The sequence below is a fragment of the Herbaspirillum sp. 1173 genome (assembly GCF_031455335.1).
In the GTDB taxonomy this organism is placed as follows: domain Bacteria; phylum Pseudomonadota; class Gammaproteobacteria; order Burkholderiales; family Burkholderiaceae_D; genus Herbaspirillum; species Herbaspirillum huttiense.
In genome coordinates, this window is record NZ_JAVDSP010000001.1 from 199,383 (window position 1) to 220,239 (window position 20,857).

The window sequence follows — 20,857 nt, forward strand, 5'->3', positions numbered from 1 at the left end:
TTTCATTCGCGGGCGAGGGCATCCACCGGATTGAGGCGCGCAGCATTGCGCGCCGGCAGGAAGCCGAACACCACGCCGATCAGGGTAGAGCAGGCGAAGGCACTGACGATGGAGGCAGTGGAATAGATCAGGTGGAAGCTGCTGACGAAGTGCGCAAACACCGCCCCGAAGGACAGCGCCAGCAGCACGCCCAGCAAGCCGCCGGCCAGGCAGACCAGTACCGCTTCGATCAGGAACTGCTGCATGATGTCGCCCTGGCGCGCACCTACCGCCATGCGCACCCCGATCTCGCGGGTGCGCTCGGTGACCGAGACCAGCATGATGTTCATCACGCCGATGCCCCCGACCACCAGCGAGATCAGCGCAATCATCGACACCAGCAGGGTCAGCGTGGCCGTGGCCTTTTCGATGGTCTGGCGGATGCTGTCGGTGTTGAAGATGTAGAAGTCCTTGGTACGATGGCGCAGCGTCATCAGCTGGGTGATGCCTTGCTCCGCTGCCGCGCCGGGGACCTTGTCGCTGACCCGCACCGTGATGCCGCTCAGGTAGCGCTGGCCGATCACGCGCGTCATGGCGGTGGTATAGGGCACCCAGACATTGAGCGAGCTGTTGTTGCCGAAACCGTTCTCGCGCTTCTGCGTGACGCCGATCACCCGGCACGGCACGCTGCCGAGGAAGATCACTTCACCCAGCGCATTGCCGCCGTTGGGAAAGAGCTTCTTGTAGGTATTGGCATCGATCACCACTTCCTGCGCCTGGCGGCGGATGCTGTCGTTGTCGAAGCTCATGCCCTGTGCCATCTTCAGTCCGCGCACGCGGAAATACTGTTCACCTACGCCATTGATGGTGGCCGTGACCGAGATGTTGCCGTAGCGCGCCGAGGAGGCTGTGGACACGCTGGGCGTGACGCTGTCCACGTAATTCTGTTCAGCCAGGGCGGCGGCATCGGCTGGCGTGAGGGTGCGGATGGCGGCGGACTTCATGTCGCCGAAATCGGTGCCGGGGAAGATGTCGATGGTATTGGTACCCATGGAGCTGATATCGGACAGGATCTGTTCGCGCGAGCCACTGCCCAAGGCCACGACCGAGACCACCGAGGCGATGCCGATGATGATCCCCAGCATGGTCAGGAAGCTGCGCAGGCGATGTGCGTTCATTGCCAGCAGCGACATGCGCAGCGCTTCCTTGAAGCGGTCCAGCGCGGCGCGCCAGGCGCTGGCTTGCCGGTGTTGCTGGCGCTCCTGCTTGATGATGCCGCTCACCGCTGCCGCCTCGGGCGCGTTGTTGCGGCGATCCGCGATGATCAAGCCATCCTTGATCTCGATGATGCGCTGGGCATTGCTGGCCACCTGCATGTCGTGGGTGACGATGATGATGGTGTGGCCTTCGGCGTGCAATTCCTTGAGGATGTTCATCACCTCGTGGCCGCTGTGGCTGTCCAGCGCGCCGGTGGGTTCGTCGGCCAGGATCACGTCGCCGCCGTTCATCAGCGCGCGCGCAATCGACACACGCTGCTGCTGGCCGCCCGAGAGCTGGCCGGGCTTGTGGTGGCCACGGTCGGCCAGACCGAGCCGCGCCAGCAACTGGGCGGCGCGCTGGCGGCGCTGCGCCGCTTCCTGGCCGGCATAGACGGCGGGCACTTCCACGTTGGCGGTGGCGTCCAGGTCCGACAGCAGGTGATAGCGCTGGAAGATGAAACCGAAATGCTCGCGCCGCAGCTGTGCCAGTTCGTCCGGGGCCAGCTTGCCGGTCTCGCGTCCGGCGACCAGGTAGCTGCCGGCGCTGGGCTTGTCGAGGCAGCCAAGGATGTTCATCAGCGTCGACTTGCCCGAACCGGAGGCCCCGACGATGGCGACCATTTCTCCGGCGGCGATGTCGAGGTTGACGTCGTTGAGCACGGTGATGGTGTCATCCCCGGCCGGGAAGTCGCGGCGCAGTGCGCGCAGTTGCAGCAATGGCGTCGTCATGGCCACCTTACATGCGCGGCGGCGGACCGCGATGTTCGCTGCTGCTGTCCGCCGTGCCCGGTACGGCGGTGCCGGTGACGACGCGCTCGCCGGCCTTCAGTCCTTCGATGATCTGCACCTGCGCATTGGTATTGATGCCGGTGCGCACCTGGCGCTCCTGGGCCTGGCCTTGCGCATCCAGTACGCGCACGGTGTAGCGGCCCTGAGCATCCTTCGCACCCAGCGCCGTGGAGGGCACCACCAGCGCGTCCTTGGCCTCGGAGAGCACGATGTTGACCTGGGTGGTCATCGAAATGCGCAGCTTGCCATCGGGATTGGGCAGGTCCAGCAGGCCGTTGTAGTAGATCGCCGTCGAGCTGGAACTGCTGGTGGTAGTGCTGGTGGTGCTGGTGGTGGTGTCGTCCTGCAGGATCGAGTCCGGTGCCGGTTCGATGGCGCGCAGGGTGGTGCGGTAGCGATGCTCGGGATCGCCGAGGATGGTGAAGTACACCGGCAGGCCGGGCTTGACGCGTACCACGTCGGCTTCCGAGATCTGCGCCTTGATGGTGACCGTATCCATGCGTGCCACCTTGATGATGGTCGGGGTGGACTGGTTGGCGTTCACGGTCTGGCCTTCCTGGGCCACGATGGCGACCACTTCGCCATCGATGGGAGCGGTGATGCGGGTGTAGCCCAGGTTCAGGCGGGCGGTGTCAACCTTGATGGCACCGTCCTTGATCTGCGCCTGCAGGGCGGCGATGTCGGCACGGGTGGAGTTGAGGGTGGCTTCGGCCGTCTCGAAGTTCTCGCGCGAGCTGGCGTCGCCGGCCAGCATCATCTGCTGGCGCGCATAGGCCAGTTGCGCCTGTTTCAGCGTGGCTTCCTTGGCACGCAGCTGGGCCTGCAGGTTCTGCAGCGAATATTCGGCGCTGGCCAGGGCATTGGCCTGGGTCAGGGAATCGATCTCGGCCACCAGTTGGCCCTTCTTGACGCGCTCGCCCAGCGCCACCTTGAGCGATTTGATCTGGCCCGACACCTGCGCGCCCACGCTGACCTGCTTGTAGGCCTTGACGGTGCCGCTGGCCAGGACCACGTCCTGGATATCGGCCACGGACGCGGTGGCGGTCAGGTAGCTGGGCGGCGCTGGCGGCGTGAGTGCGCGATGCACGAGGTAGCCCCCGGCCAGCAGGACGGCGAGACTCAGGAGCAGGATCTTGGGGCGGCGGAAGTAGGCGATATTCATGCGAGAAAATGAGGGGCGGCCACAGGGTCGGCCGGACGCACAGCGGTGCTGCAGGCAAAGGCGTCATTGTGAGGCCGTCGCTGCCTTGCGTGTGTCAGCAGACGTAAATGTTGTGCAAGCAAAGCTTGCCGCTTACGGTTTGGGCAGCGCATTGACCGGCGGCACGCTGCCCAGCAGGCGGACCATCTCCACGCCATCGGACAGGAAGCGCTGCAGCGGGGTGAGCATATAGGGAAGGGCGAAGGCGATCAGGATGAATCCCGCCAGCATGGTAATCGAAAAACCGATCCCGAAGAGATTGAGCTGCGGCGCGGCGCGGGTGAGGATGCCCAGGGCGAAGTTGGTGATGAGCAGTGCGATCAGCAGCGGCAGCGACAATTGCAGTCCCATGCTGAAGACCTTGGCCCCCCACAGGCCGAGCTGATGGAAGCCCTCGGTGGTGATCGGCACGCCCGTGATGGGCAGGGTGTGGAAGCTCTCTGCCATCACCTGCAACAGCAGCAGGTGGCCGTTCAGGTTGATGAACACCATGGTGGCCAGCAGCGAGAACACCTGGCTGATGACGGCCGTACGGCCCTGTGTCTGGGGATCGAAGAAGGCCGCGAAGGACAGGCCCATGGTCGAGCTGGTCAGTTCACCCGCCGCTTCCACGGCGGCAAATACCACGCGCATGGCAAAGCCCATGGACAGGCCGATCAGCAATTGCTGCAGCAGGATCAGCAGTCCGGTCATCGACATCGGATCGATGGCCGGGGGAATCGGCACATCCGGCGCCAGCACCGCGCCGATGGCGATGCCCAGCAGGATCTTGACCAGCATCGGCACGCTGGCGCTGCCGAAGGGCGGGGCGATGGACAGCAGCCCGAGGATGCGCGTGGTCGGCCAGATGAACATGGCGACCCAGGCGTAGAGTTGCTGGCTGGTGAAGGTGAGCATGGATCAGGAGCCGCCGGGCCTGCCCGGCGGACCGGCCTACTGGACCATGGCGGGAATCCCGCTGAACATGGTGTGCATGTAGTCGAGGATGATGGTCAGCATCCACGGGCCGGCGATGATCAGTGCCAGGAACACGCCCACCAGCTTGGGAATGAAGGCCAGGGTCTGTTCGTTGATCTGGGTCGCGGCCTGGAAGATGCTCACCAGCAGCCCGATGAGCAGGGCCGTGATCAGCATCGGGGCGGCGATCAGGAGAGTGACTTCCATGGCCTGGCGGCCCATGGTCATGACGCTTTCGGGTGTCATACGTATCCTTGCCTTGGGCTAGTAGAAACTCTGGGCCAGGGAGCCGATCAGCAGCTGCCAGCCATCCACCAGCACGAACAGCATCAGCTTGAAGGGCAGCGAGACGATGGCCGGAGACATCATCATCATGCCCATCGACATCAGGATACTGGCCACCACCATGTCGATGATCAGGAAGGGGATGAAGATGGCGAAGCCGATCTGGAAAGAAGTCTTCAGTTCACTGGTGACGAAGGCCGGGACCAGCAGGCGCAGCGGCACATCCTCCGGACCTTGCAGGGCCGGACCGCGCGACAGCTTCACATACAGCGCCAGGTCGGACTGGCGGGTCTGCTTGAGCATGAATTCCTTGAGCGGCGCGGCTCCCTTGTCCAGGGCTTCCATCATCTGGATCTTGTTTTCCGCGAAGGGCTGATAGGCCTCGGTATAGATGCGGTCGAACACCGGACTCATGACGAAGAAGGTCAAAAACAGCGACAGGCCGACCAGCACCTGAGTGGGCGGCGTGGACTGCGTGCCCAGCGCCTGGCGCAGCAGCGACAGCACGATCACGATGCGGGTGAAACAGGTCATCATCAGCAACGCCGCCGGTATGAACGACAGCGAGGTGAGGAACAGCATGGTCTGGATCGGCAGCGAATAATTCGTACCGCCGCCCGGGGCGGGCATGCTGTTGAGCGCGGGCAGGCCTTGCTGGGCCGAAGCGGCCAGCGGCAGGCACAGCAGCGCCATCCACCAGTAGCGGCTGCGCAGCAGCGCGCCGCTCCGGCGGAGCAGGAAAGAGAGAATGCCTTGCGGCTTAGGATGTGCTGCCATCATTACCCGGACGGTCGCCGTTGCCGGCACCGCCATTTCGTTTGTCCATGGTGTGCTTGAGCCAGCTGGCGAAGGCCGGTCCGGCGCTGGCGGGTTGGGCGGCGACGCCTTCCTGGCGCGGCAGGGTGGCCAGGGCATTGACCCGGCCGGGAGCGACGCCGACCACGATCCACTGGTCGCCCACTTCGACCACCATCACCCGTTCGCGCGTGCCGACCGACACGCCCCCGACCACCTTGGCCACGGCATTGCCGCCCAGGCTGTTGGCCAGGCCCATGCGCTTGAACAGCCAGGCGACGGCGGCCATGACGGCCAGCACCGCCACCAGTCCGAAGAGCATGGTGAACACACTGCCGGAGGAAGAGGGAAGGGAAGCGCCGGCGGCCACTGGCGCGGCTGCAGCCGGAGCTGCGGCGGGGGCATTGTCGGCCCAGGCGTGGGCGGCAGCCACCAGGCTGCCCCCCAGGAAGACCAGGGCCGACATCGACGCCGGACGGATCCGGCGCAGGCCCTGCCACATCGATGCTGCGTAAAAACGTCTCATCAAACTCAAGCCATCCCGCTCAGCGGTTGAGCTTGCGGATGCGTTCTGCCGGCGTGATGATGTCGGTCAGGCGGATACCGAACTTGTCATTGACCACCACCACTTCGCCTTGTGCGATCAGACAGCCGTTGACCAGCACGTCCATCGGTTCACCGGCCATGCCGTCCAGTTCCACCACCGAGCCCTGTGCCAGTTGCAGCAGGTTCTTGATGGCGATCTTGGTGCGGCCCAGTTCCACGGTCAGCTGCACCGGGATGTCGAGGATGAAGTCGATATCGTTGGGAGTGTTGGTCTTGATATCGGCGGCGCTCAGGTCCTTGAAGACGGTGGCCATCGCAGGGGCTGCGGTGATGCCTTTCTCGTCTTCCATCTCGCCTTTTTTCTGCGCCTCTTCAGCCTCGGTTTGCTCGGCCATGGCCGCGCCCCACGGATCGTCTTCCGCTGCGCCTGCGCCTGCTACGTTCTCATCAGCCATTACTAATCTCCTTGAAAGCTTTCCGGTGTTTCTTGATGGGTGATGGACAGCAGTTTTTCAACGCGCAAGGCGTATTGGCCATTGGACTGGCCGTAGCTGCATTCCATCACCGGTACGCCGTCAACCTGTGCCTCGACGGTCGTATTGGTCTGCAGCGGAATGACGTCGCCGACCTGCATGTGCAGCAGATCGGTGAAATTGACTCGGGCGGTGCCGAAATTGACGATCAGTTCGACCTCGGCCGTCTGGATCTGCTGCTTCATCAGGCGGATCCAGCGCTTGTCCACTTCCAGCGCCTCGCCCTGCATGCTGCTGGTGAGGCGGTCACGCACCGGTTCGATCATCGAATAGGGCGTGCAGATGTGAATCTCGCCCGACACCGGTCCCAGCTCGACGGTGAAGGTGGTCGAAACCACCACTTCGTTGGGCGTGGCGATGTTGGCGAACTGCGTATTCATTTCCGAGCGAATGAACTCGAATTCGATCGGATAGATCGGTTCCCACGACTTGGCGTAGGTCTCGAAGGTGATCTCCAGCACGCGCATGATGATGCGCTGCTCGGTGGGCGTGAATTCGCGGCCTTCGATGCGGGTGTGGAAGCGGCCATCGCCGCCGAACATGTTGTCCACCAGCATGAACACGAACTGCGGGTCGAACACCACCAGCCCGATGCCACGGAAGGGCTTGATGTGCACCAGGTTCAGGTTGGTTGGCACCACCAGGTTGCGGATGAATTCACTGTACTTGGACACCTTCACCGGACCGACCGAGATTTCGGCGGTACGGTGAATGAAGTTGAACAAGCCGATGCGGAACAGACGCGCGAAACGCTCGTTGATGATTTCCAGCGTGGGCATGCGCCCGCGCACGATGCGTTCCTGCGTGGCCAGGTTGTAGGTACGTACCGTACCAGGAGCTTCTTCGACGATTTTTTCTTCGTCTTCATCTCCCGTCACGCCCTTCAAAAGGGCATCGACTTCTTCCTGTGATAGAAAATGCTCGGCCATGGTCGACGATCTCTGACTTCGATACGGTGTTACTGCTGTTGGATCACGAACGAGGTGTAGAACACGTCGGTGATCTGCGGTCCCTTGCCCTTGCCCGAGAACGGTTCGCCCAGTTGGTCGATGATCTCGTCGGTCAGGCGGCGCTTGCCTTCGCTGGTCAGCAGCTCCGAGGCCTTCTTGCTGGACAGCACCATCAGCAGGCGGCTGCGCACTTGCGGCATGTACAGTTTGAGGGCTTCAGCGGTCTGGCCGTCCGGCACTTGCAGGGTCATTGCCACTTGCAGGTACTGGTCGCCGGTTTCCTGCTGCAGGTTCACCACGAAGGGTTCGATCACCACGAAGGTCGGTGCCTTGGCTTCAACCTTCTCTTCAGCGTGATCATCACCCTTCTTGCCCTTGCCACCCATCATGAAGAACGCTGCAGCACCGCCGATGACCAGCACCAGCACTGCGCCCACGATGATGAACAGCATCTTCTTGCTGGATTTTGCCGGTGCTGCATCTGCTTCAGCTCCCTTGGCCGGGGCTTTTCCTTTTGTTGCCATCTACTGTTCCTTTCAGTTCGTCAGCGCGGTATGCGAGGTTATCTGCTTATCGGCAGGCAAATCACATTGTTGAGTCTTGCGCAGACGAAAATTGCTTGTTTTTTAAGGTTTCCGGGGCCGGCCGCTTATGCGAAGGTGTCGACCAGGCCGAGTCCGCTGGTGGTCGCCGTCGCGGTGGCCGTGCCGTTGACGGCCACATCGGCCTCCTGCTCCTTGCCGAAGCTGCCGGAAGAACCACTGCGCGCCTGCTGCTGACCGTTGCCGGCACCTTGCTGCTGATTGGGCATGCCGGTCTGGACATTGGCCTGGCCGAGCTGGATGCCGGCCTGGTCCATCATTTCACGCAGCTTGGGCATGGCCGCTTCCAGCGCCTGCTTCACTTCGGGCTGGGCGGTGATGAAGGTAGCGTCGGCTTGCTGGTTGTGCACGTTCAGCACCACCTGCATCGGGCCGAGGTCGGGCGGATTCAGGCTTAGCGAGGCGCTTTGCATGCCCGCCGTGGCCATCCAGGTGATCTTGGTGCCCAGGGCCTGATTCCAGCCGGCACTGCCGACGTTGGACTGGATCTTGTCGCTGTAGGCCGGGGTGAACACGGCCTGCGGCTGGCTGGCGACAGCGGCTTGCTGCATGGCTGGCAGCACCACCGGGGTCGGCGCGGCCGAGGCGGCATCCTGCCTGGCGGCCGGAGCGGCGAGCTCGGGCGTGGCCTTGTTCAGTTGGGCGCGGGCGGTGAGGGCGCTGGCATCGTCCTTGGGTTCGGCCTTGGCGGCAGCGCCCAGGTCGATGGCGGGCTTGGCGTCCTTCGTATTGCTCGCCTGCGGAGCCGGGTTGGCCTCGGCATTGCTCTTGCGGGCCAGTTCGCTGGCGGCGGCATCCTGCTTGCCCTTGGCGGCGGCCAGGGCATCCTGCAGGGCGGCCGGGTCGACCTTGCCTTGCTTGTCGTCCGCCAGGGCTTGCTGCTGGTCGCTCAGGGACAGCTTGCCGCTGCCGCGCTTGCCCTGGGCCAGCAGGTCGGCTGCGCTGCCGTCACCCTTGGCCTTGCCATCGGCGGCCGGCTTGACGGCGTTCTGGGCGATGTTGGCGACCAGAGCCAGCAATTCAGCCGAGGCCTGGGTGGCGGTGTCGCTGCTGTCCTCGTCTTCATCCTTGTCGCTGACCTGACTGCTCTGGTCGCTGCCATCGTTGGCGGCGCTCTTGCTGGCATTGTTGGCGGCAGTCTGGGATTGCTGATTGGCAGCGGCCTGCTTGGCGGCAGCCTGGGCATTGGCCGCCTGGGTGTCGGCATTCTGCTGGGCCTGGCGCGCCTGCGCCTGGTTGTCCTGTACGCGCGTGCTGACCTGGCTGTTGAGGACCTGGTTGAAAGGCACATCGGCCGAGAAGCTGTCGGCAGGATTGCCCGAGCGCGAACCCGTGGCGGCCTGGGAGCCGGTGATCACGTTCAACAGCGGCAGGGAAGTGTTCATGATGGTGGCCTGTCGGTAAATGCGGTCTGCTGCTCTGGATGCTGGTTGCGATTCTGTACTTGCGCGCGTTCGGTTCGGTCTTGCCTGGCTGGCTGCTTCAGCGGTCAGCGCTTGTAGAAGCTGATGCGGGCGGCATGCTCGTCCATGGACTTCTGGTCGCGCTTGTTTTCCTTGCGCATTTCCTGGTCGCGCGCCCGCGTGGCCAGTGTGTCGTAGGACATGCGCTTGCGCTCGCAGGCCTGCCATGCGGTACGGGCTTCGGCCACGCGCTGCTGGCTGCTTTGCACCACGTTGACCTGGCCATCGATGGCATTGTCGATCTTTTCCAGGAACAGCTGGAAGTTGCGATACGCCAGCGCGGTCAGGCCATTGGTCAGGGTTTCCTGGAAGCGCGCGGCGTAATCGTCGCGGTATTGCTGCAGGATACCCAGCTTCTGTTGTGCTTCTTCACTCACGCGAATAGCCCGGCCGAGGCGTTTGGTCGCTTCGTCGGTTTCTTTGGTCGCCAATTCAATCAGCGTATCAAGTGCGGAGGGAGTAGCCATGATCACTCTGATTATATTTTTGAGGATGCGCGCTCAATCACCCGAATAGAGCGGTAAGTTGCCTCAAGCTCTCTGATACATCGGCCTGCTCATGGATGCCCTGCTGCAAAAAGGACTCCATTCTTGGCAACAAGGCAATAGCTTCATCCAGCACGGGGTCGCTGCCGGCGGCGTACGCGCCGACGCTGATGAGGTCGCGGTTGCGCTGGAAACGTGAATACAATTGCTTCAGATGCCGCGAACGCCGCTGATGGTCGGCATCCGTGATGCTGTGCATGGCACGGCTGATGGATTGTTCGATATCGATGGCAGGATAGTGGCCAGCCTCGGCCAACTGGCGGTTCAGCACGATGTGGCCGTCCAGGATGGCGCGGGCGGCGTCGGCGATCGGGTCCTGCTGGTCGTCGCCTTCGGTCAGCACGGTGTAGAAGGCGGTGATGGAGCCGCCGCCTTCATCGCCATTGCCGGCGCGTTCCACCAGGGCCGGCAGCTTGGCGAACACGGAAGGCGGGTAGCCCTTGGTGGCAGGCGGTTCGCCGATGGCCAGGGCGATTTCGCGCTGGGCCATGGCGTAACGGGTCAGCGAATCCATGATCAGCAGCACATCCTTGCCCTGATCGCGGAAATACTCGGCAATGGAGGTGCAGTACGCAGCGCCCTGCAGGCGCATCAGCGGCGGCGTGTCGGCGGGCGCCGCCACCACGACCGAGCGCGCCAGCCCTTCGGCACCCAGAATCTGTTCGATGAATTCCTTCACTTCGCGGCCGCGTTCGCCGATCAGTCCGACCACGATCACATCGGCGCTGGTATAGCGCGCCATCATGCCCAGCAGCACGCTCTTGCCCACGCCGGAACCGGCGAACAGGCCCATGCGCTGGCCACGGCCGACGGTGAGCATGGTGTTGATCGCACGAATGCCGGTATCCAGAATGTCGCGGATGGGCGCGCGTCCCAGCGGGTTGGCCGCACGCACGGCCAGCGGGGCCGAGCGTTCGGTATGCAGGGGGCCGAGATTGTCGAGCGGGCGGCCGGCTCCGTCGAGCACGCGGCCCAGCAGCTCGTCGCCGACCGGCAGGCGACGGCTGTGCTCGTCGACGCGGCGCGGAGTGAAGCTGATGGGGCCGGTGCGCGGAGGAGGGCGCACCGGTTCGACCGGATAGACGCGGGTGCCAGGGACGATGCCTTCGACATCGCTCTGCGGCATCAGGAACAAACGTTCATCCTGGAAGCCGACGACTTCCGCTTCGATCATCGTGCCGTTGGGCAGCGGGACGTTGCAGGGGCTGCCCACAGGAAGCTTCAGTCCGACCGCTTCCATCACCAGGCCGGCTACGCGCGTGATGCGCCCGGCCGTGCGGGTAGGCTCGGCCATGGCGACCAGGCTGCGACAGTTGTGCAGGTAGGCTTGCCACAGGCTGCTATGGGAAGGCATCGGGGAGTTCATGCGGGTCTCCCGTTCAGGTAACTATCACTTCGGATGAATCATTCCAGCCAGTCGAGCTGCTTGGACAGCGACTCACCCAGGCGCTGCCAGCGCGTCGGGGTGGTGGCATCGATCTGGTTGGTGCGGGTTTCGACACGGCAGCCGCCGCGGTCGAGATGGGCGTCTTCCTCGATCTTCCAGCCTTGCTGGGCCAGTTCCTCGCCCAGGTGTTTGCGCACCAGGGCGGCATCTTCGGGATGCAGCGTCAGGCTGGCCGGCAGCTGCAGCACCGGCAAGGCGTGGATGGCCGCGCTGACGGTCGGCAGAATCAGTTCGGGACGCACGTTCAGGGCCGTCTTGAGCATGGATTTGGCCAGGTCCAGCGCCAGGTCCAGCAGTTCGGGGGCCATCTTTTCACTGCACTGTGAGACTTCGGTGCTGAAATTGACTGCGATCTGGCGGAAGTGCTGGATGATTTCGTTGACTTCCTGCTGGCCTTGCTGGAGCCCGGCGACGTAGCCTTCGGAGCGGCCAGCCTGCAGGCCGTGTTCGCGGCCCTCGGCAAAACCTTCCTGGCGGGCGGCCTCGCGGATGGCATCAAGCTGTTCGGCTGTCAGTTGCGGGACCGGTGGCGGCTCTTCGAGGAATTCTTCTTCCTCGGGCAGCATTTCGGGCTGCGGCTCCGGTTCGGGTTCTTCGTTGAAGGACGCCAGCTCCCATCGCTGGTAGGGCGTCATCTCTTCCTTGGGAATGATCTTTGCACGCATGGCTTCTTTGACTCCTCAGGCCGGCATGCCGACGGCACCCTGCATCTGCCTCAAACGCATCAGACGAACGCGTCCTCGCCCTTGGCACCCAGCACGATCTGGCCTTCGTCGGCCAGGCGGCGCACGATCTGCAGGATGGCCTTCTGTTGCGCATCGACTTCGGACAGGCGCACCGGTCCCTTGGATTCCAGGTCTTCCTTCATCATCTCGGCCGCACGCTGCGACATGTTGGCGAAGATCTTGTCGCGCAGGCCTTGCGAGGCACCCTTCAGCGCCACGATCAGCGATTCGGACTGGACTTCGCGCAGCAGCAGCTGGATGCCGCGGCCGTCGATGTCGATGATGTTCTCGAAGACGAACATTTCGTCCATGATCTTCTGCGCCATGTCCTCGTCGTAGGAGCGCAGGTTGTTCATCACTGCGGTCTCGTTCTCGCCCGACATGAAGTTGAGGATCTCGGCCGCGGTGCGGATACCGCCCATCTGTTGTTTCTTGAGGCTTTCGTTGCCGGTCAGCAGCTTGGTCAACACGTCGTTGAGTTCGCGCAACGCGGCCGGCTGCACGCCGTCCAGGGTTGCAATACGAAGGATGACGTCGTTGCGCAAACGTTCCGTGAAATTGTTGATGATGCCGCAGGCATGGTCGCGCTCCAGGTGGACCAGGATGGTGGCGATGATCTGCGGGTGTTCGTTGCGGATGAGCTCGGCCACCGACTGCGCGTCCATCCACTTGAGGCTTTCGATACCGGAGGCATCGCGCCCGCCCAGGATGCGGTTGAGCAGGGAAGTGGCCTTGTCGTCGCCCAGCGCCTTGGTCAGCACGCTGCGGATGTATTCATCCGAATCCAGGCCCAGCGAGGAGGCCTGGCCGGTTTCGGCGACGAAGGCTTCCAGCACTTCGTTGATTTCCTCGAAGCTGACGTTGCGCAGGGCCGACATGGCCGCGCCCAACTTCTGGACCTCTTTCGGGCCCAGGTATTTCATGACTTCGGCGGCCTCATCCTCGCCCAAGGCGAGCATGAGGATGGCACCTTTCTGAACGCCGTCGTTACTCATTGTTCACCCATGACTTGATGATGCTTGCCACCAGCTTCGGATCATTCTTGGCCCACTGCTTGGCGGTTTCCAGGTTGGCCTTGTACTGTGCACGTTCGTCGACTGCCGGCTCGCCGGAGAGGTTGACGATGGCGTCCGGATCGTCCGGATCGAAGCCGGCGGCAACCGCTGCTGCAGCGGCGGCGGCCTCGGCCTCGGCCTTTTCCTTGGCCAGGCGCTCGCGCTCTTCGCGGCCCGACAGCTTCCAGACGATCGGGCGCAGCACGCGGAAGTAGAGGAACAGCAGGACCGCGGCCACCAGCACGTATTTGCCGATTTCCTTGGCCAGTTCGATCATGCCTGGCTGCTTCCACAGCGGCACTTCCGGTTCCATGTCGGTGCTGAACTGGGTATTGACCACGTTGAGCGAGTCGCCGCGATCCTTGTTGTAACCCATCGCTTCCTTGACCAGGTCGGTGATCTGGTTGCGCTCGGCCTCGGTCAGCGGGCGCATCACGATCTTGCCGGTATTGTCCAGGGTACGCTTGTAGTTCACCACCACGGCCACCGTCAGGCGGCGCACGCCACCCATGGGTTGCTGGGTGTAGCGCACGGTCTTGTCGACCTCGTAGTTGATGGTCTCGTCCTTGCGCGAATTGCCGCTGGCCGCCGGGGTCGGTGCTGCGCCGTTGGGCGTGGCCGCCGTACCGTTCTGGTTGGCAGCACCATTGGCCACTGCCGGGTTGACGATCGGCGCGGTGGCAGGGGCAGGGGGCTGGTTGGTCAATGCACCCGGAATGCCCGAGGTACCCGAGGTCGCGCTGTTGGCCTCGCTGCTCTGCTTGCTGCGCACGGCAGCGGTGTCGCGCGTCTGGTTGGGCTTGTAGGCCTCCGAGGCCTGCTCGCTGCGGGAGAAATCGACATCAGCCGTGGCTTCGGCGCGGACGTTGCCGTTGCCGACGATGGGGGCGATGATGGACTCGACGCGCTTGACGATGTCCTGCTGCATGTCCTGGACATACTTCAGCTGGGTCGGGTCGAGCGTGTTGGTCTGGGCTTGCTTGGTGGTGTCGGAGAGCAGATTGCCGTTCTGGTCGACGATGGTCACGGCCTTGGGCGAGAGCTCAGGCACGCTGCTGGCCACCAGATGGACGATGGCGCTGACTTGCTGCTGGTCCAGGAAGCGGCCTGGGTAGAGGCTGAGGATCACCGAGGCGGTCGGCTTCTGCTGGTCGCGGACGAACACCGAGGCCTTGGGCAGGGCCAGGTGAACACGGGCGGTCTGCACCGAAGCCAGCGATTGTACCGAGCGTGCCAGTTCGCCTTCCAGCGCGCGCTGGAAGTTGACCTGCTCCAGGAACTGGGAAATGCCCAGCTTCTGGTTTTCCATCAGTTCGAAACCGACGTTGCCGCCCTTGGGCAGGCCTTGCGAGGCCAGCTTCAGGCGAGCGTCATGCACCATGTTCTCCGGGACCAGGATGGCCGTGCCGCCGTCCGAATACTTGTAGGGCACGTTCATCTGCTGCAGCGAGGCCACGATGGCTCCGCCATCGCGGTCGTTGAAATTGGCGAACAGGACGCGGTACTCGACCTTCTGGCTCCACAGCCAGATGCCCGCCATCAGCGCCAGCGTGGCGGCGGCGGCAATGATGAGCAGAATGCGCTTGCCCTGCGGCGAACGGGCGTAGCCCATCACGCCGCCTTGGGCGGCCTGCCCTTGGGGCATACCCTCAATATTGCCGAGTTCGCCCGGATTGTTGGGTTCGCCGGTCATCGTGCCGTCGGCTGCTACCGCCATGATTTCCCCTCTGGCGTTCCCTCGATTGCCAGCTTGATAAAGACTTTGATCACTGCCTACCTTTGTGAGGTTTTTTGCTCAGTGTGGATTGTCCGTTGGCAGGAAGAATTTGATCGCCCGAACAGAATGGCAAATTCCCCGCTTATTGGTGCGATTTGTCAATGCAGCAGTGTTAAGGTGCTGCTGTAGATGGCGAAGGTGCGTATTGTGCTTTTGCCAAGCGGCAAAATGAACTCAAGAGGTGGCAGATGGCAATCGACAGTGTGATTGATACCAGCAAGATCGAGGCAATGGTGGCCCAGCTGAAGGCTGCGGCAGCCCGCGCCCAGGGTGGCGTGGACCCGGTCCAGAGCGGCGTCGCGGCGGAGAAGCCGGCGCAGCGCGTGGACTTCGCCGACGTGCTCAAGGGCGCGATTGACCAGGTCAATGATTCCCAGGCAAAAGCCGCCAAGATGTCGCAGGCCTTTGCCATGGGGGATGACAGCGTGAATCTGTCGGATGTGATGATCGCTTCCCAGAAGGCCAGCATCTCCTTCCAGACCAGCATCCAGGTGCGCAACAAGCTGGTTTCGGCCTACCGTGACATCATGACCATGCAGGTGTGAAGTTTTCTGCTGTGGGGCGGGCTGGATTGTTGCTCGTCCTTCCATGAAAAAAACACCCCAGAACCGGTTTCCGGTTGCTGGGGTGTTTTTTCATGGGCGCCGCCGGGAAGCGGCGCTGAATTACATCATGCCCGAGGCCTTGGCGTTCTGTTCGCGTTCCAGCTTGGTGATGAAGCGTTGGATGGCGGCCAGGACGGTGCGCGGGATGTCGATGAACTGGCAGCCGAAGCGATTGACGACCTTGCCGTTGGTCATCTTGAACTCCTTGCAGTCGCGCACCTGCAGCTTGACCGAGACCAGGGTGTTATCTCCCAGTTCGAGCTGGCAGTCTTCATACATGGCGCCCGGGGTAGTGGGCAGCAGCTTCTTCTCGTCGGTGATGCCCACGCCGCCGGCGCTGATGTTGTTGAGCAGCGTGACCACCGTGACGAAGGAGCCGTCTGCTTGCGTGATGCGGAAGGTGCAGCGCAGAGGCTTGGCGATCGGAGTCGGGATGCGGAAATACTCACGGCGCTGCAGGCGCACCAGGCTTTCCGGAATGCCGACCTTCAGCGCCGGGCGGCTCTGATACTCCACCTGCCGTGCGCCGTCCACGTTGAAGGTGATGCGGATGCTGTTGTACAAGGCTTCGAAGCCGATGCGCTTGCTGGCCACGATGCTCTCGTTGAGCATGGCGCTGGGAGCCGCGTCGATGATGAGCGAGTCGTCATCGGCATCGACTTCCAGAATGGACGTGATCACGGACTCGGATCCGCCCTTGATCAGCAGGCTCAGGAGCTGGTTTTTCTCCATCATGCTGGTCAGCAGGGCAATGATCTCCCGCCGTGAATGAACCCGGTATGGGCTGTCGTCGTCGATCTCGTCGTTGTTAGCCATCTGTGCGTCGTGTACGTCGGAATTCAGCGAGTAGGATCGCTTTCCCCAGAGGAATTATTGGAATAGTTTGACCCTGTATCATACATCACTGACCCGCTTAATTGCATATTTTCAATACGATATAGCCAGGCCAGCAATTCGGCGACGGTGCGGTACAGGGCGGGGGGGATTTGCTGGTCCAGTTCGACCTGCATCAGCAGCGAGACCAGTTCCTTCGATTCATGAACGTAGACGCCGGCATCACGCGCCCGCGCGATGATGGCTTCGGCCACCAGGCCGCGGCCCTTGGCCACTACCTGGGGGGCTGCCTGGCTGGCGTTGTAGGCCAGGGCCACGGCATTTTGCAGCGGAATATTAGGTTTCTCCATCGGCTTGCTTGACGATCAGGGAGTCGAGAGAGGTGCCGGCTGCCGCCATGGCATTGGCAAACAGGCCAGTGTTGCCGCGCAGGGCTGCGGTGGCAGCGTCATTGTCCGCCTTGACCTGCACGTGGATCTGCTGGCCGATCAGGCGGATCGAAGCCGAGACGCTGCCCAGGTGGGCGAAGTTGAAGCGCACCACGCTGTGCCAGGTGGGGGCGTTTTCGTCGTCGGTGGCACCCTGTTTCGGGGAGTCCTGGCCATGTTCCTGGTTGATTTCCCATTCCATCTTCTGGCCCGGCCAGACTTCGCCGTGCCAGACCACACGCTGCTGTTCCAGCGCATTGAGCTGGAGATTGATGATCTGCCCCAACTGGTTCTGGGCGGGATCGCTGTCGCTGAGCAGGTTGATGTTGCCGCCCTGGCGCGCCGCGACCTGGGCTTGCGGTTCCTTCATCAGTTCGTCGGCAGGGCGCTGGCCGGCGGCCCAGGCAGCGACGTGCGATTCATAGAAGACTCCGCTGTGGGCAATGGCATCCTTCAGGGCCGAGGCCATCTGGTCGACAGGGACGCCGGCCTTGGGCAGCAAGGGTGTGGCCGCATTGATGTGATCGGTGACGTCGCCTTGTTGCGACGCGTGCAGCAGCGTGTCGATGAGACGGCCGGCGTTGCTGAGGGTGGTAGTGCTGCTGGCGGGCGGGCCGGACTGCCCCTGGCGCGCACCCTTGGCCTGGGCATCGGCGATGTCCTCGTTCTGGGCGATCTGTCCGGCACCGCTTTCGTCACGGGTGACGAACTGCAGCGACTTGAGGTCCTTCTGCATCGCGCGGCCGGCGGTGCTCAAGGCGACCGATGCACTTTCCTCGTCGGGACGGATGCTGCCTTCATTGACCGAGAAGGTCGGACGCGGATCCTTGGAGACCAGCGTCAGGGTCAGGGTGTCGCCGACCTGGGCGCTGTTGGGCAGCACCATGCGCGCCGCCGTATTGGCGATGCGCACCAGGAAGGTACCGTCGTTGAAGTTGGAGAGGATGCGGCCCGACATCTGCTGGCCGATCGCAATCTGGGCCAGGCGGCTGAAGGCTTCCTGCCGGGCATCAGCAACCGAAACGACGGCCGTGGCCGCTTCGACAGGATTGACGGGCTGGACGGCGCTGGCGATATCGGCCCGCGGCAACATGGTCAACTACCCATGCCGTAGGTATTGAGGAGCTTCTGTTCGGTCTGGTTGCTCTGGATCAGCGCCGACAGCTTGCGCAGTCCCGGTTCGGTGAGATTGCGGATGTCGCGGTCGTCTTCCAGGATTTTCTTGATGATGTCGACCTTGCGATGGCGCAGCGGCTCAGGCAGGGTGATGTTTTCCTCGCTGTCGCGCAGGCTGGCGATGTGCTTGCCGCACTGGGCTTCCAATGCTGCCAGCAGATCCCAGTCGCCGGCACGGGCGGCCGACAGCATCTCGTTGGTCAATTGCGAGATCGACTCATAGAGGGCGATGACGTCGTCACCGTTCATGTCAGTCATGCCTTTGCAAAGCTGGAAAGAGAAACATCCTGGGTCATGGCCATCGGCGGGGCAGCAGACTGCACTGCATTCGGTCCGATCTGTTCCCAGGCGGAGCGGATGTCGTCGAGCAAACCGTGGATTTCGTCGAGGATGGCCGGATTGTTCGTGGCATTGGCCTCGAACAGGCGGCGGCTCATGTATTCATACAGCGAATCCAGATTCAGCGCCAGTTCGCCGCCGACTTGCTTGTTCAGGCTGGCGCGCAGGCCATTGTCGATGATCAGGATGGCCTTGGTGATGGATTCGCCCTTGTCCTTGATATTGCCTTCGCCCATGGACTTCTTGCCCAGGGCGATGGCCACCAGTGCACCGTCGAAGAGCATGGTGATCAGCTTGTGCGGGCTGGCGGCGATCACGCCGGTTTCCACCCCGATGTTGGCGTAGGCATTGGCCCCGCGCTTCATGCTTCCGAACATGACGTTCTCCTATGTTCGCGGTGTCGCTTCAACTGCTCTTGGCCAAGCTGGCCAATTGCTGGGTCAGGTAGCTTTGCGTGGACTGCATGCTGGCCAGCGTGACGTTGAGGCGGTTGAACTGATTGGTGTAGTCGTCCTTCAGATTCGACAGGCGGGTCTGCACCGTGGTCTGGCGATCCTGATTGATCTTCAGGCTGGCCTGCAGGCCATTCGTCTTGGAGGCGATGATGCCGCTGTCACTCAACAGACTGGTCATCAAGGTCTGCAACTTGGTGACGATACCATTTTTGGACGACGTAGTGTTGGTCGTATCAGGATCGGTGCCAGTGAAGAGATTGGCAATGCCGGCGAAATTGTTGGTAGCCGCCGTGGCCAGCTTGGTGGAGTCCAGCGCCAGGGTGCCATCCTTCTGGAAGCTGATGCCGATGTCGGACAGGCTGCTGATTCCATTGCCGCCGTCCACTGTGGCGAACAGGGTATTGCGCAGCTGGTTCATGATGGTCTGCACCGACGACTCGCTGGCCAGCGGAGCCGAGTTGTTGGCCTGGCCCAGGGTGGTGGAGGGCGTCTGCGCAGTCATCCCGGCCACTGCCTTGGCCAGCGTGTTGTAGGCCGTCACGAAGCTGTTGGCGGCGGTGGTGATGCCGGAGGTGTCGTTGCTGATGTTCAGGGTGAAGTTGTCAGAAGAGGTGGTGACCTTGGCCAGATTGAGCGTCACGCCGGAGATCGCGTTCTCGACCTTGTTGCTGGTGCTGGTCACCGCCACGCCATCGATGGACAGCTTGGCGTCCTGCGCCTTGAGCAACTGGCCCATGCCGCTCATGGTCAGGCCCGAATAATCGCCGCTGCCGGTCAGCGAGACTGCCGCCGTCGCACTGCTGCCGGTCGGAGTCAGTACCAGGTGGTTGTTGGTGCCGTCGTTGCTGATGGAGGCGGTCACGCCTGCGCTGGCGCTGTTGATGGCACTCATGACCTGGTTCAGGTCAATGTTGCCGCTGCCATTGGCGGTCGGGTTGATGGCCACCGTGGTGTCGCCTACCTTCAGGCTCAGCGTGCCGGAGCTGTAAGTCTGGCTGGTGCTGACGTTGGGCGAGATCACGGTCCCGCTGGGATCGGCGCTGAAGACGGAATAATTGCCGGTGCCGGTGATCTTGATGGTATTGGCCGCGCCGCTGTCCTTGGCAGTAATCACCAGGTGGTCGTTGGTGCCGTCGCTGACGATGGTGGCGTTCACGCCGGCATCGCTGCTGTTGATGGCATCGCGCACGCCAGCCAGGGTGTTGGTGGCAGGCTTGATGATGGTGGTGGAGCCGGTGCCGGTCTTGATGGCCAGAATGCCGTTGTCAAAGGTCGTGCCCGGCGTGATGCTGGCCGAACTCAGCTTGGCCGTTTGCGCCAGTTGCGACACGGCCACCGAATAGGTGCCGGAAGCGGCTTTGGTGGCGTCGCGCGGGGCCTGGATCTGCGTCATGGTGCTCGGTGTCGAGCTCGACGGATCATAGGCAAATGCGGACAGGCTGTTGTTGGCCGTGACCTTGATGGTGTTGGCAGTGCCGCCGGTGGGCGATTCCAGGACCAGGTGGTCGCCACTGCCATCGGTGGTGATGGAGGCGGTGACGCCTGCCTTGGAGGCATTGATCGCATCACGTACGCCAGCCAGGGTCGAGTTGGCTTGCAGGGTGATGAAGGTGGGCGAATTGGTGCCGATCTTGATGGCGATCGAATCGCCGGCGTTGTAGGTCGTGCCGCTGCTTACGCCGGCCGACTGCAGTTTCTGCGCCAGGATCTTGGTCGAATCGTCGCTGTTGACATCGGCGGTGAACGGGTCGGTGGTCAGCGTGGTGCCGGTGCCGGCGTTGCTTACCGAACTCTTCTGCGAGCTGAAGCTGGCCGAGGTCAGCGACTTGATGGCCGACTGATAGCTCGACAAGGCGCTCTTGAGGCTGCCATAGGCGGAAATGAGGGTGTTGTAGCTGCTCGCCTGGGTGGTCAGCGGCGTCAGCTGTGTCTGGCTTTCGGCCGAGATCAGTTGACTGACCAGTGTGGAAACATCGAGCGGGCCTGCCGATGTGGAAATGGTGCCGGTGGAAGTCGCCACGGTTCAACTCCTGAAACTTTGCGTGAGGCACAGCGCTGTGCGGTTGTCCAGCGCGGTCAAGAGGAGATGGGCTCTCAAGTACGGCGTCGGGT

Annotated in this window: 22 protein-coding genes; 1 reads left to right on the forward strand and 21 read right to left on the reverse strand. The window is 62.8% G+C overall.

Annotated elements, in window-relative coordinates:
• Nucleotides 1–2: 2 nt before the first annotated feature.
• From J2X56_RS00975 to fliF, 15 genes are all read right to left on the reverse strand, one after another.
• On the reverse strand, nt 3–1,967 hold the full coding sequence (locus J2X56_RS00975; protein ID WP_310157444.1) for a MacB family efflux pump subunit: 1,965 nt from the start codon (nt 1,965–1,967) through the stop codon (nt 3–5).
• Between the two features lie 7 nt (nt 1,968–1,974).
• Entirely contained in the window at nt 1,975–3,189 is a 1,215-nt protein-coding gene (locus J2X56_RS00980) for an efflux RND transporter periplasmic adaptor subunit (protein WP_310157447.1), read from the reverse strand.
• Between the two features lie 132 nt (nt 3,190–3,321).
• Nucleotides 3,322–4,125: a flagellar biosynthetic protein FliR gene (gene fliR, locus J2X56_RS00985; protein WP_121039743.1), complete on the reverse strand. Its 804-nt coding sequence runs from the start codon at nt 4,123–4,125 to the stop codon at nt 3,322–3,324.
• Between the two features lie 36 nt (nt 4,126–4,161).
• Nucleotides 4,162–4,431, reverse strand: a complete 270-nt coding sequence (gene fliQ / locus J2X56_RS00990; RefSeq protein WP_034331685.1) for a flagellar biosynthesis protein FliQ — start codon at nt 4,429–4,431, stop codon at nt 4,162–4,164.
• 18 nt (nt 4,432–4,449) lie between these two features.
• Entirely contained in the window at nt 4,450–5,247 is a 798-nt protein-coding gene (fliP, locus tag J2X56_RS00995) for a flagellar type III secretion system pore protein FliP (RefSeq protein WP_375165997.1), read from the reverse strand.
• Nucleotides 5,231–5,791, reverse strand: a complete 561-nt coding sequence (gene fliO, locus J2X56_RS01000; protein WP_310157454.1) for a flagellar biosynthetic protein FliO — start codon at nt 5,789–5,791, stop codon at nt 5,231–5,233. The genes fliP and fliO overlap by 17 nt, the downstream gene beginning before the upstream one ends.
• Nucleotides 5,792–5,810: 19 nt before the next feature.
• Nucleotides 5,811–6,266, reverse strand: coding sequence for a flagellar motor switch protein FliN (fliN, locus tag J2X56_RS01005; protein WP_121039746.1), 456 nt, complete (start codon nt 6,264–6,266; stop codon nt 5,811–5,813).
• A 2-nt stretch (nt 6,267–6,268) separates the two neighbouring features.
• The gene (fliM, locus tag J2X56_RS01010) at nt 6,269–7,273 is read right to left on the reverse strand and encodes a flagellar motor switch protein FliM (protein ID WP_017450944.1); all 1,005 of its coding nucleotides are present in this window, start codon (nt 7,271–7,273) and stop codon (nt 6,269–6,271) included.
• Nucleotides 7,274–7,302: 29 nt separating this feature from the next.
• Nucleotides 7,303–7,818, reverse strand: coding sequence for a flagellar basal body-associated protein FliL (gene fliL, locus J2X56_RS01015; RefSeq protein ID WP_121039749.1), 516 nt, complete (start codon nt 7,816–7,818; stop codon nt 7,303–7,305).
• 125 nt (nt 7,819–7,943) lie between these two features.
• The gene (locus tag J2X56_RS01020; protein WP_121039752.1) at nt 7,944–9,281 is read right to left on the reverse strand and encodes a flagellar hook-length control protein FliK; all 1,338 of its coding nucleotides are present in this window, start codon (nt 9,279–9,281) and stop codon (nt 7,944–7,946) included.
• A 104-nt stretch (nt 9,282–9,385) separates the two neighbouring features.
• Nucleotides 9,386–9,826 carry a flagellar export protein FliJ gene (gene fliJ / locus J2X56_RS01025; protein ID WP_034338552.1) on the reverse strand — a complete coding sequence of 147 codons (441 nt, stop codon included), beginning with the start codon at nt 9,824–9,826 and terminating at the stop codon, nt 9,386–9,388.
• 37 nt (nt 9,827–9,863) lie between these two features.
• A complete protein-coding gene (gene fliI, locus J2X56_RS01030; RefSeq protein ID WP_121039755.1) occupies nt 9,864–11,270 on the reverse strand; it encodes a flagellar protein export ATPase FliI in 1,407 nt (468 codons plus the stop codon).
• 38 nt (nt 11,271–11,308) lie between these two features.
• Entirely contained in the window at nt 11,309–12,016 is a 708-nt protein-coding gene (gene fliH / locus J2X56_RS01035; RefSeq protein WP_039788445.1) for a flagellar assembly protein FliH, read from the reverse strand.
• Between the two features lie 59 nt (nt 12,017–12,075).
• Nucleotides 12,076–13,071 (reverse strand): flagellar motor switch protein FliG, encoded by a 996-nt coding sequence (gene fliG / locus J2X56_RS01040; RefSeq protein WP_034338562.1) that lies wholly within the window; start codon nt 13,069–13,071, stop codon nt 12,076–12,078.
• Nucleotides 13,064–14,848, reverse strand: coding sequence for a flagellar basal-body MS-ring/collar protein FliF (gene fliF, locus J2X56_RS01045; protein ID WP_121039760.1), 1,785 nt, complete (start codon nt 14,846–14,848; stop codon nt 13,064–13,066). The genes fliG and fliF overlap by 8 nt, the downstream gene beginning before the upstream one ends.
• A gap of 248 nt (nt 14,849–15,096) precedes the next feature.
• On the opposite strand from fliF, the gene fliE reads away from it, so the two are divergent.
• Nucleotides 15,097–15,453 carry a flagellar hook-basal body complex protein FliE gene (gene fliE / locus J2X56_RS01050; protein ID WP_039788439.1) on the forward strand — a complete coding sequence of 119 codons (357 nt, stop codon included), beginning with the start codon at nt 15,097–15,099 and terminating at the stop codon, nt 15,451–15,453.
• A 120-nt stretch (nt 15,454–15,573) separates the two neighbouring features.
• On the opposite strand, the gene J2X56_RS01055 is transcribed toward fliE, so the two are convergent.
• From J2X56_RS01055 to fliD, 6 genes are read right to left on the reverse strand one after another with little or no spacing between them, the layout of a single operon-like run.
• Entirely contained in the window at nt 15,574–16,329 is a 756-nt protein-coding gene (locus J2X56_RS01055) for a flagellar brake protein (protein WP_121039763.1), read from the reverse strand.
• Nucleotides 16,330–16,352: 23 nt separating this feature from the next.
• Nucleotides 16,353–16,697 (reverse strand): EscU/YscU/HrcU family type III secretion system export apparatus switch protein, encoded by a 345-nt coding sequence (locus tag J2X56_RS01060; RefSeq protein WP_034332781.1) that lies wholly within the window; start codon nt 16,695–16,697, stop codon nt 16,353–16,355.
• A complete protein-coding gene (locus tag J2X56_RS01065) occupies nt 16,684–17,868 on the reverse strand; it encodes a flagellar hook-length control protein FliK (RefSeq protein ID WP_121039766.1) in 1,185 nt (394 codons plus the stop codon). Before J2X56_RS01065 ends, J2X56_RS01060 begins: the two co-directional genes overlap by 14 nt.
• Before the next feature lie 2 nt (nt 17,869–17,870).
• Complete coding sequence (locus tag J2X56_RS01070) at nt 17,871–18,200, reverse strand: flagellar protein FliT (RefSeq protein ID WP_034332793.1); 330 nt, start codon at nt 18,198–18,200, stop codon at nt 17,871–17,873.
• A gap of 5 nt (nt 18,201–18,205) precedes the next feature.
• The gene (gene fliS, locus J2X56_RS01075) at nt 18,206–18,667 is read right to left on the reverse strand and encodes a flagellar export chaperone FliS (RefSeq protein ID WP_034332785.1); all 462 of its coding nucleotides are present in this window, start codon (nt 18,665–18,667) and stop codon (nt 18,206–18,208) included.
• 28 nt (nt 18,668–18,695) lie between these two features.
• On the reverse strand, nt 18,696–20,765 hold the full coding sequence (gene fliD, locus J2X56_RS01080; RefSeq protein WP_310157488.1) for a flagellar filament capping protein FliD: 2,070 nt from the start codon (nt 20,763–20,765) through the stop codon (nt 18,696–18,698).
• Nucleotides 20,766–20,857 lie beyond the last annotated feature (92 nt).

Excerpts from the sequence above, each read along its gene's own strand:
- J2X56_RS00975 (WP_310157444.1), bottom strand. The coding sequence starts at position 1,967 with ATGACGACGCCATTGCTGCAACTGCGCGCACTGCGCCGCGACTTCCCG.
- J2X56_RS00980 (WP_310157447.1), bottom strand. The coding sequence starts at position 3,189 with ATGAATATCGCCTACTTCCGCCGCCCCAAGATCCTGCTCCTGAGTCTC.
- fliR (WP_121039743.1), bottom strand. The coding sequence starts at position 4,125 with ATGCTCACCTTCACCAGCCAGCAACTCTACGCCTGGGTCGCCATGTTC.
- fliQ (WP_034331685.1), bottom strand. The coding sequence starts at position 4,431 with ATGACACCCGAAAGCGTCATGACCATGGGCCGCCAGGCCATGGAAGTC.
- fliP (WP_375165997.1), bottom strand. The coding sequence starts at position 5,247 with ATGGCAGCACATCCTAAGCCGCAAGGCATTCTCTCTTTCCTGCTCCGC.
- fliO (WP_310157454.1), bottom strand. The coding sequence starts at position 5,791 with ATGAGACGTTTTTACGCAGCATCGATGTGGCAGGGCCTGCGCCGGATC.
- fliN (WP_121039746.1), bottom strand. The coding sequence starts at position 6,266 with ATGGCTGATGAGAACGTAGCAGGCGCAGGCGCAGCGGAAGACGATCCG.
- fliM (WP_017450944.1), bottom strand. The coding sequence starts at position 7,273 with ATGGCCGAGCATTTTCTATCACAGGAAGAAGTCGATGCCCTTTTGAAG.
- fliL (WP_121039749.1), bottom strand. The coding sequence starts at position 7,818 with ATGGCAACAAAAGGAAAAGCCCCGGCCAAGGGAGCTGAAGCAGATGCA.
- J2X56_RS01020 (WP_121039752.1), bottom strand. The coding sequence starts at position 9,281 with ATGAACACTTCCCTGCCGCTGTTGAACGTGATCACCGGCTCCCAGGCC.
- fliJ (WP_034338552.1), bottom strand. The coding sequence starts at position 9,826 with ATGGCTACTCCCTCCGCACTTGATACGCTGATTGAATTGGCGACCAAA.
- fliI (WP_121039755.1), bottom strand. The coding sequence starts at position 11,270 with ATGAACTCCCCGATGCCTTCCCATAGCAGCCTGTGGCAAGCCTACCTG.
- fliH (WP_039788445.1), bottom strand. The coding sequence starts at position 12,016 with ATGCGTGCAAAGATCATTCCCAAGGAAGAGATGACGCCCTACCAGCGA.
- fliG (WP_034338562.1), bottom strand. The coding sequence starts at position 13,071 with ATGAGTAACGACGGCGTTCAGAAAGGTGCCATCCTCATGCTCGCCTTG.
- fliF (WP_121039760.1), bottom strand. The coding sequence starts at position 14,848 with ATGGCGGTAGCAGCCGACGGCACGATGACCGGCGAACCCAACAATCCG.
- fliE (WP_039788439.1), top strand. The coding sequence starts at position 15,097 with ATGGCAATCGACAGTGTGATTGATACCAGCAAGATCGAGGCAATGGTG.
- J2X56_RS01055 (WP_121039763.1), bottom strand. The coding sequence starts at position 16,329 with ATGGCTAACAACGACGAGATCGACGACGACAGCCCATACCGGGTTCAT.
- J2X56_RS01060 (WP_034332781.1), bottom strand. The coding sequence starts at position 16,697 with ATGGAGAAACCTAATATTCCGCTGCAAAATGCCGTGGCCCTGGCCTAC.
- J2X56_RS01065 (WP_121039766.1), bottom strand. The coding sequence starts at position 17,868 with ATGTTGCCGCGGGCCGATATCGCCAGCGCCGTCCAGCCCGTCAATCCT.
- J2X56_RS01070 (WP_034332793.1), bottom strand. The coding sequence starts at position 18,200 with ATGAACGGTGACGACGTCATCGCCCTCTATGAGTCGATCTCGCAATTG.
- fliS (WP_034332785.1), bottom strand. The coding sequence starts at position 18,667 with ATGTTCGGAAGCATGAAGCGCGGGGCCAATGCCTACGCCAACATCGGG.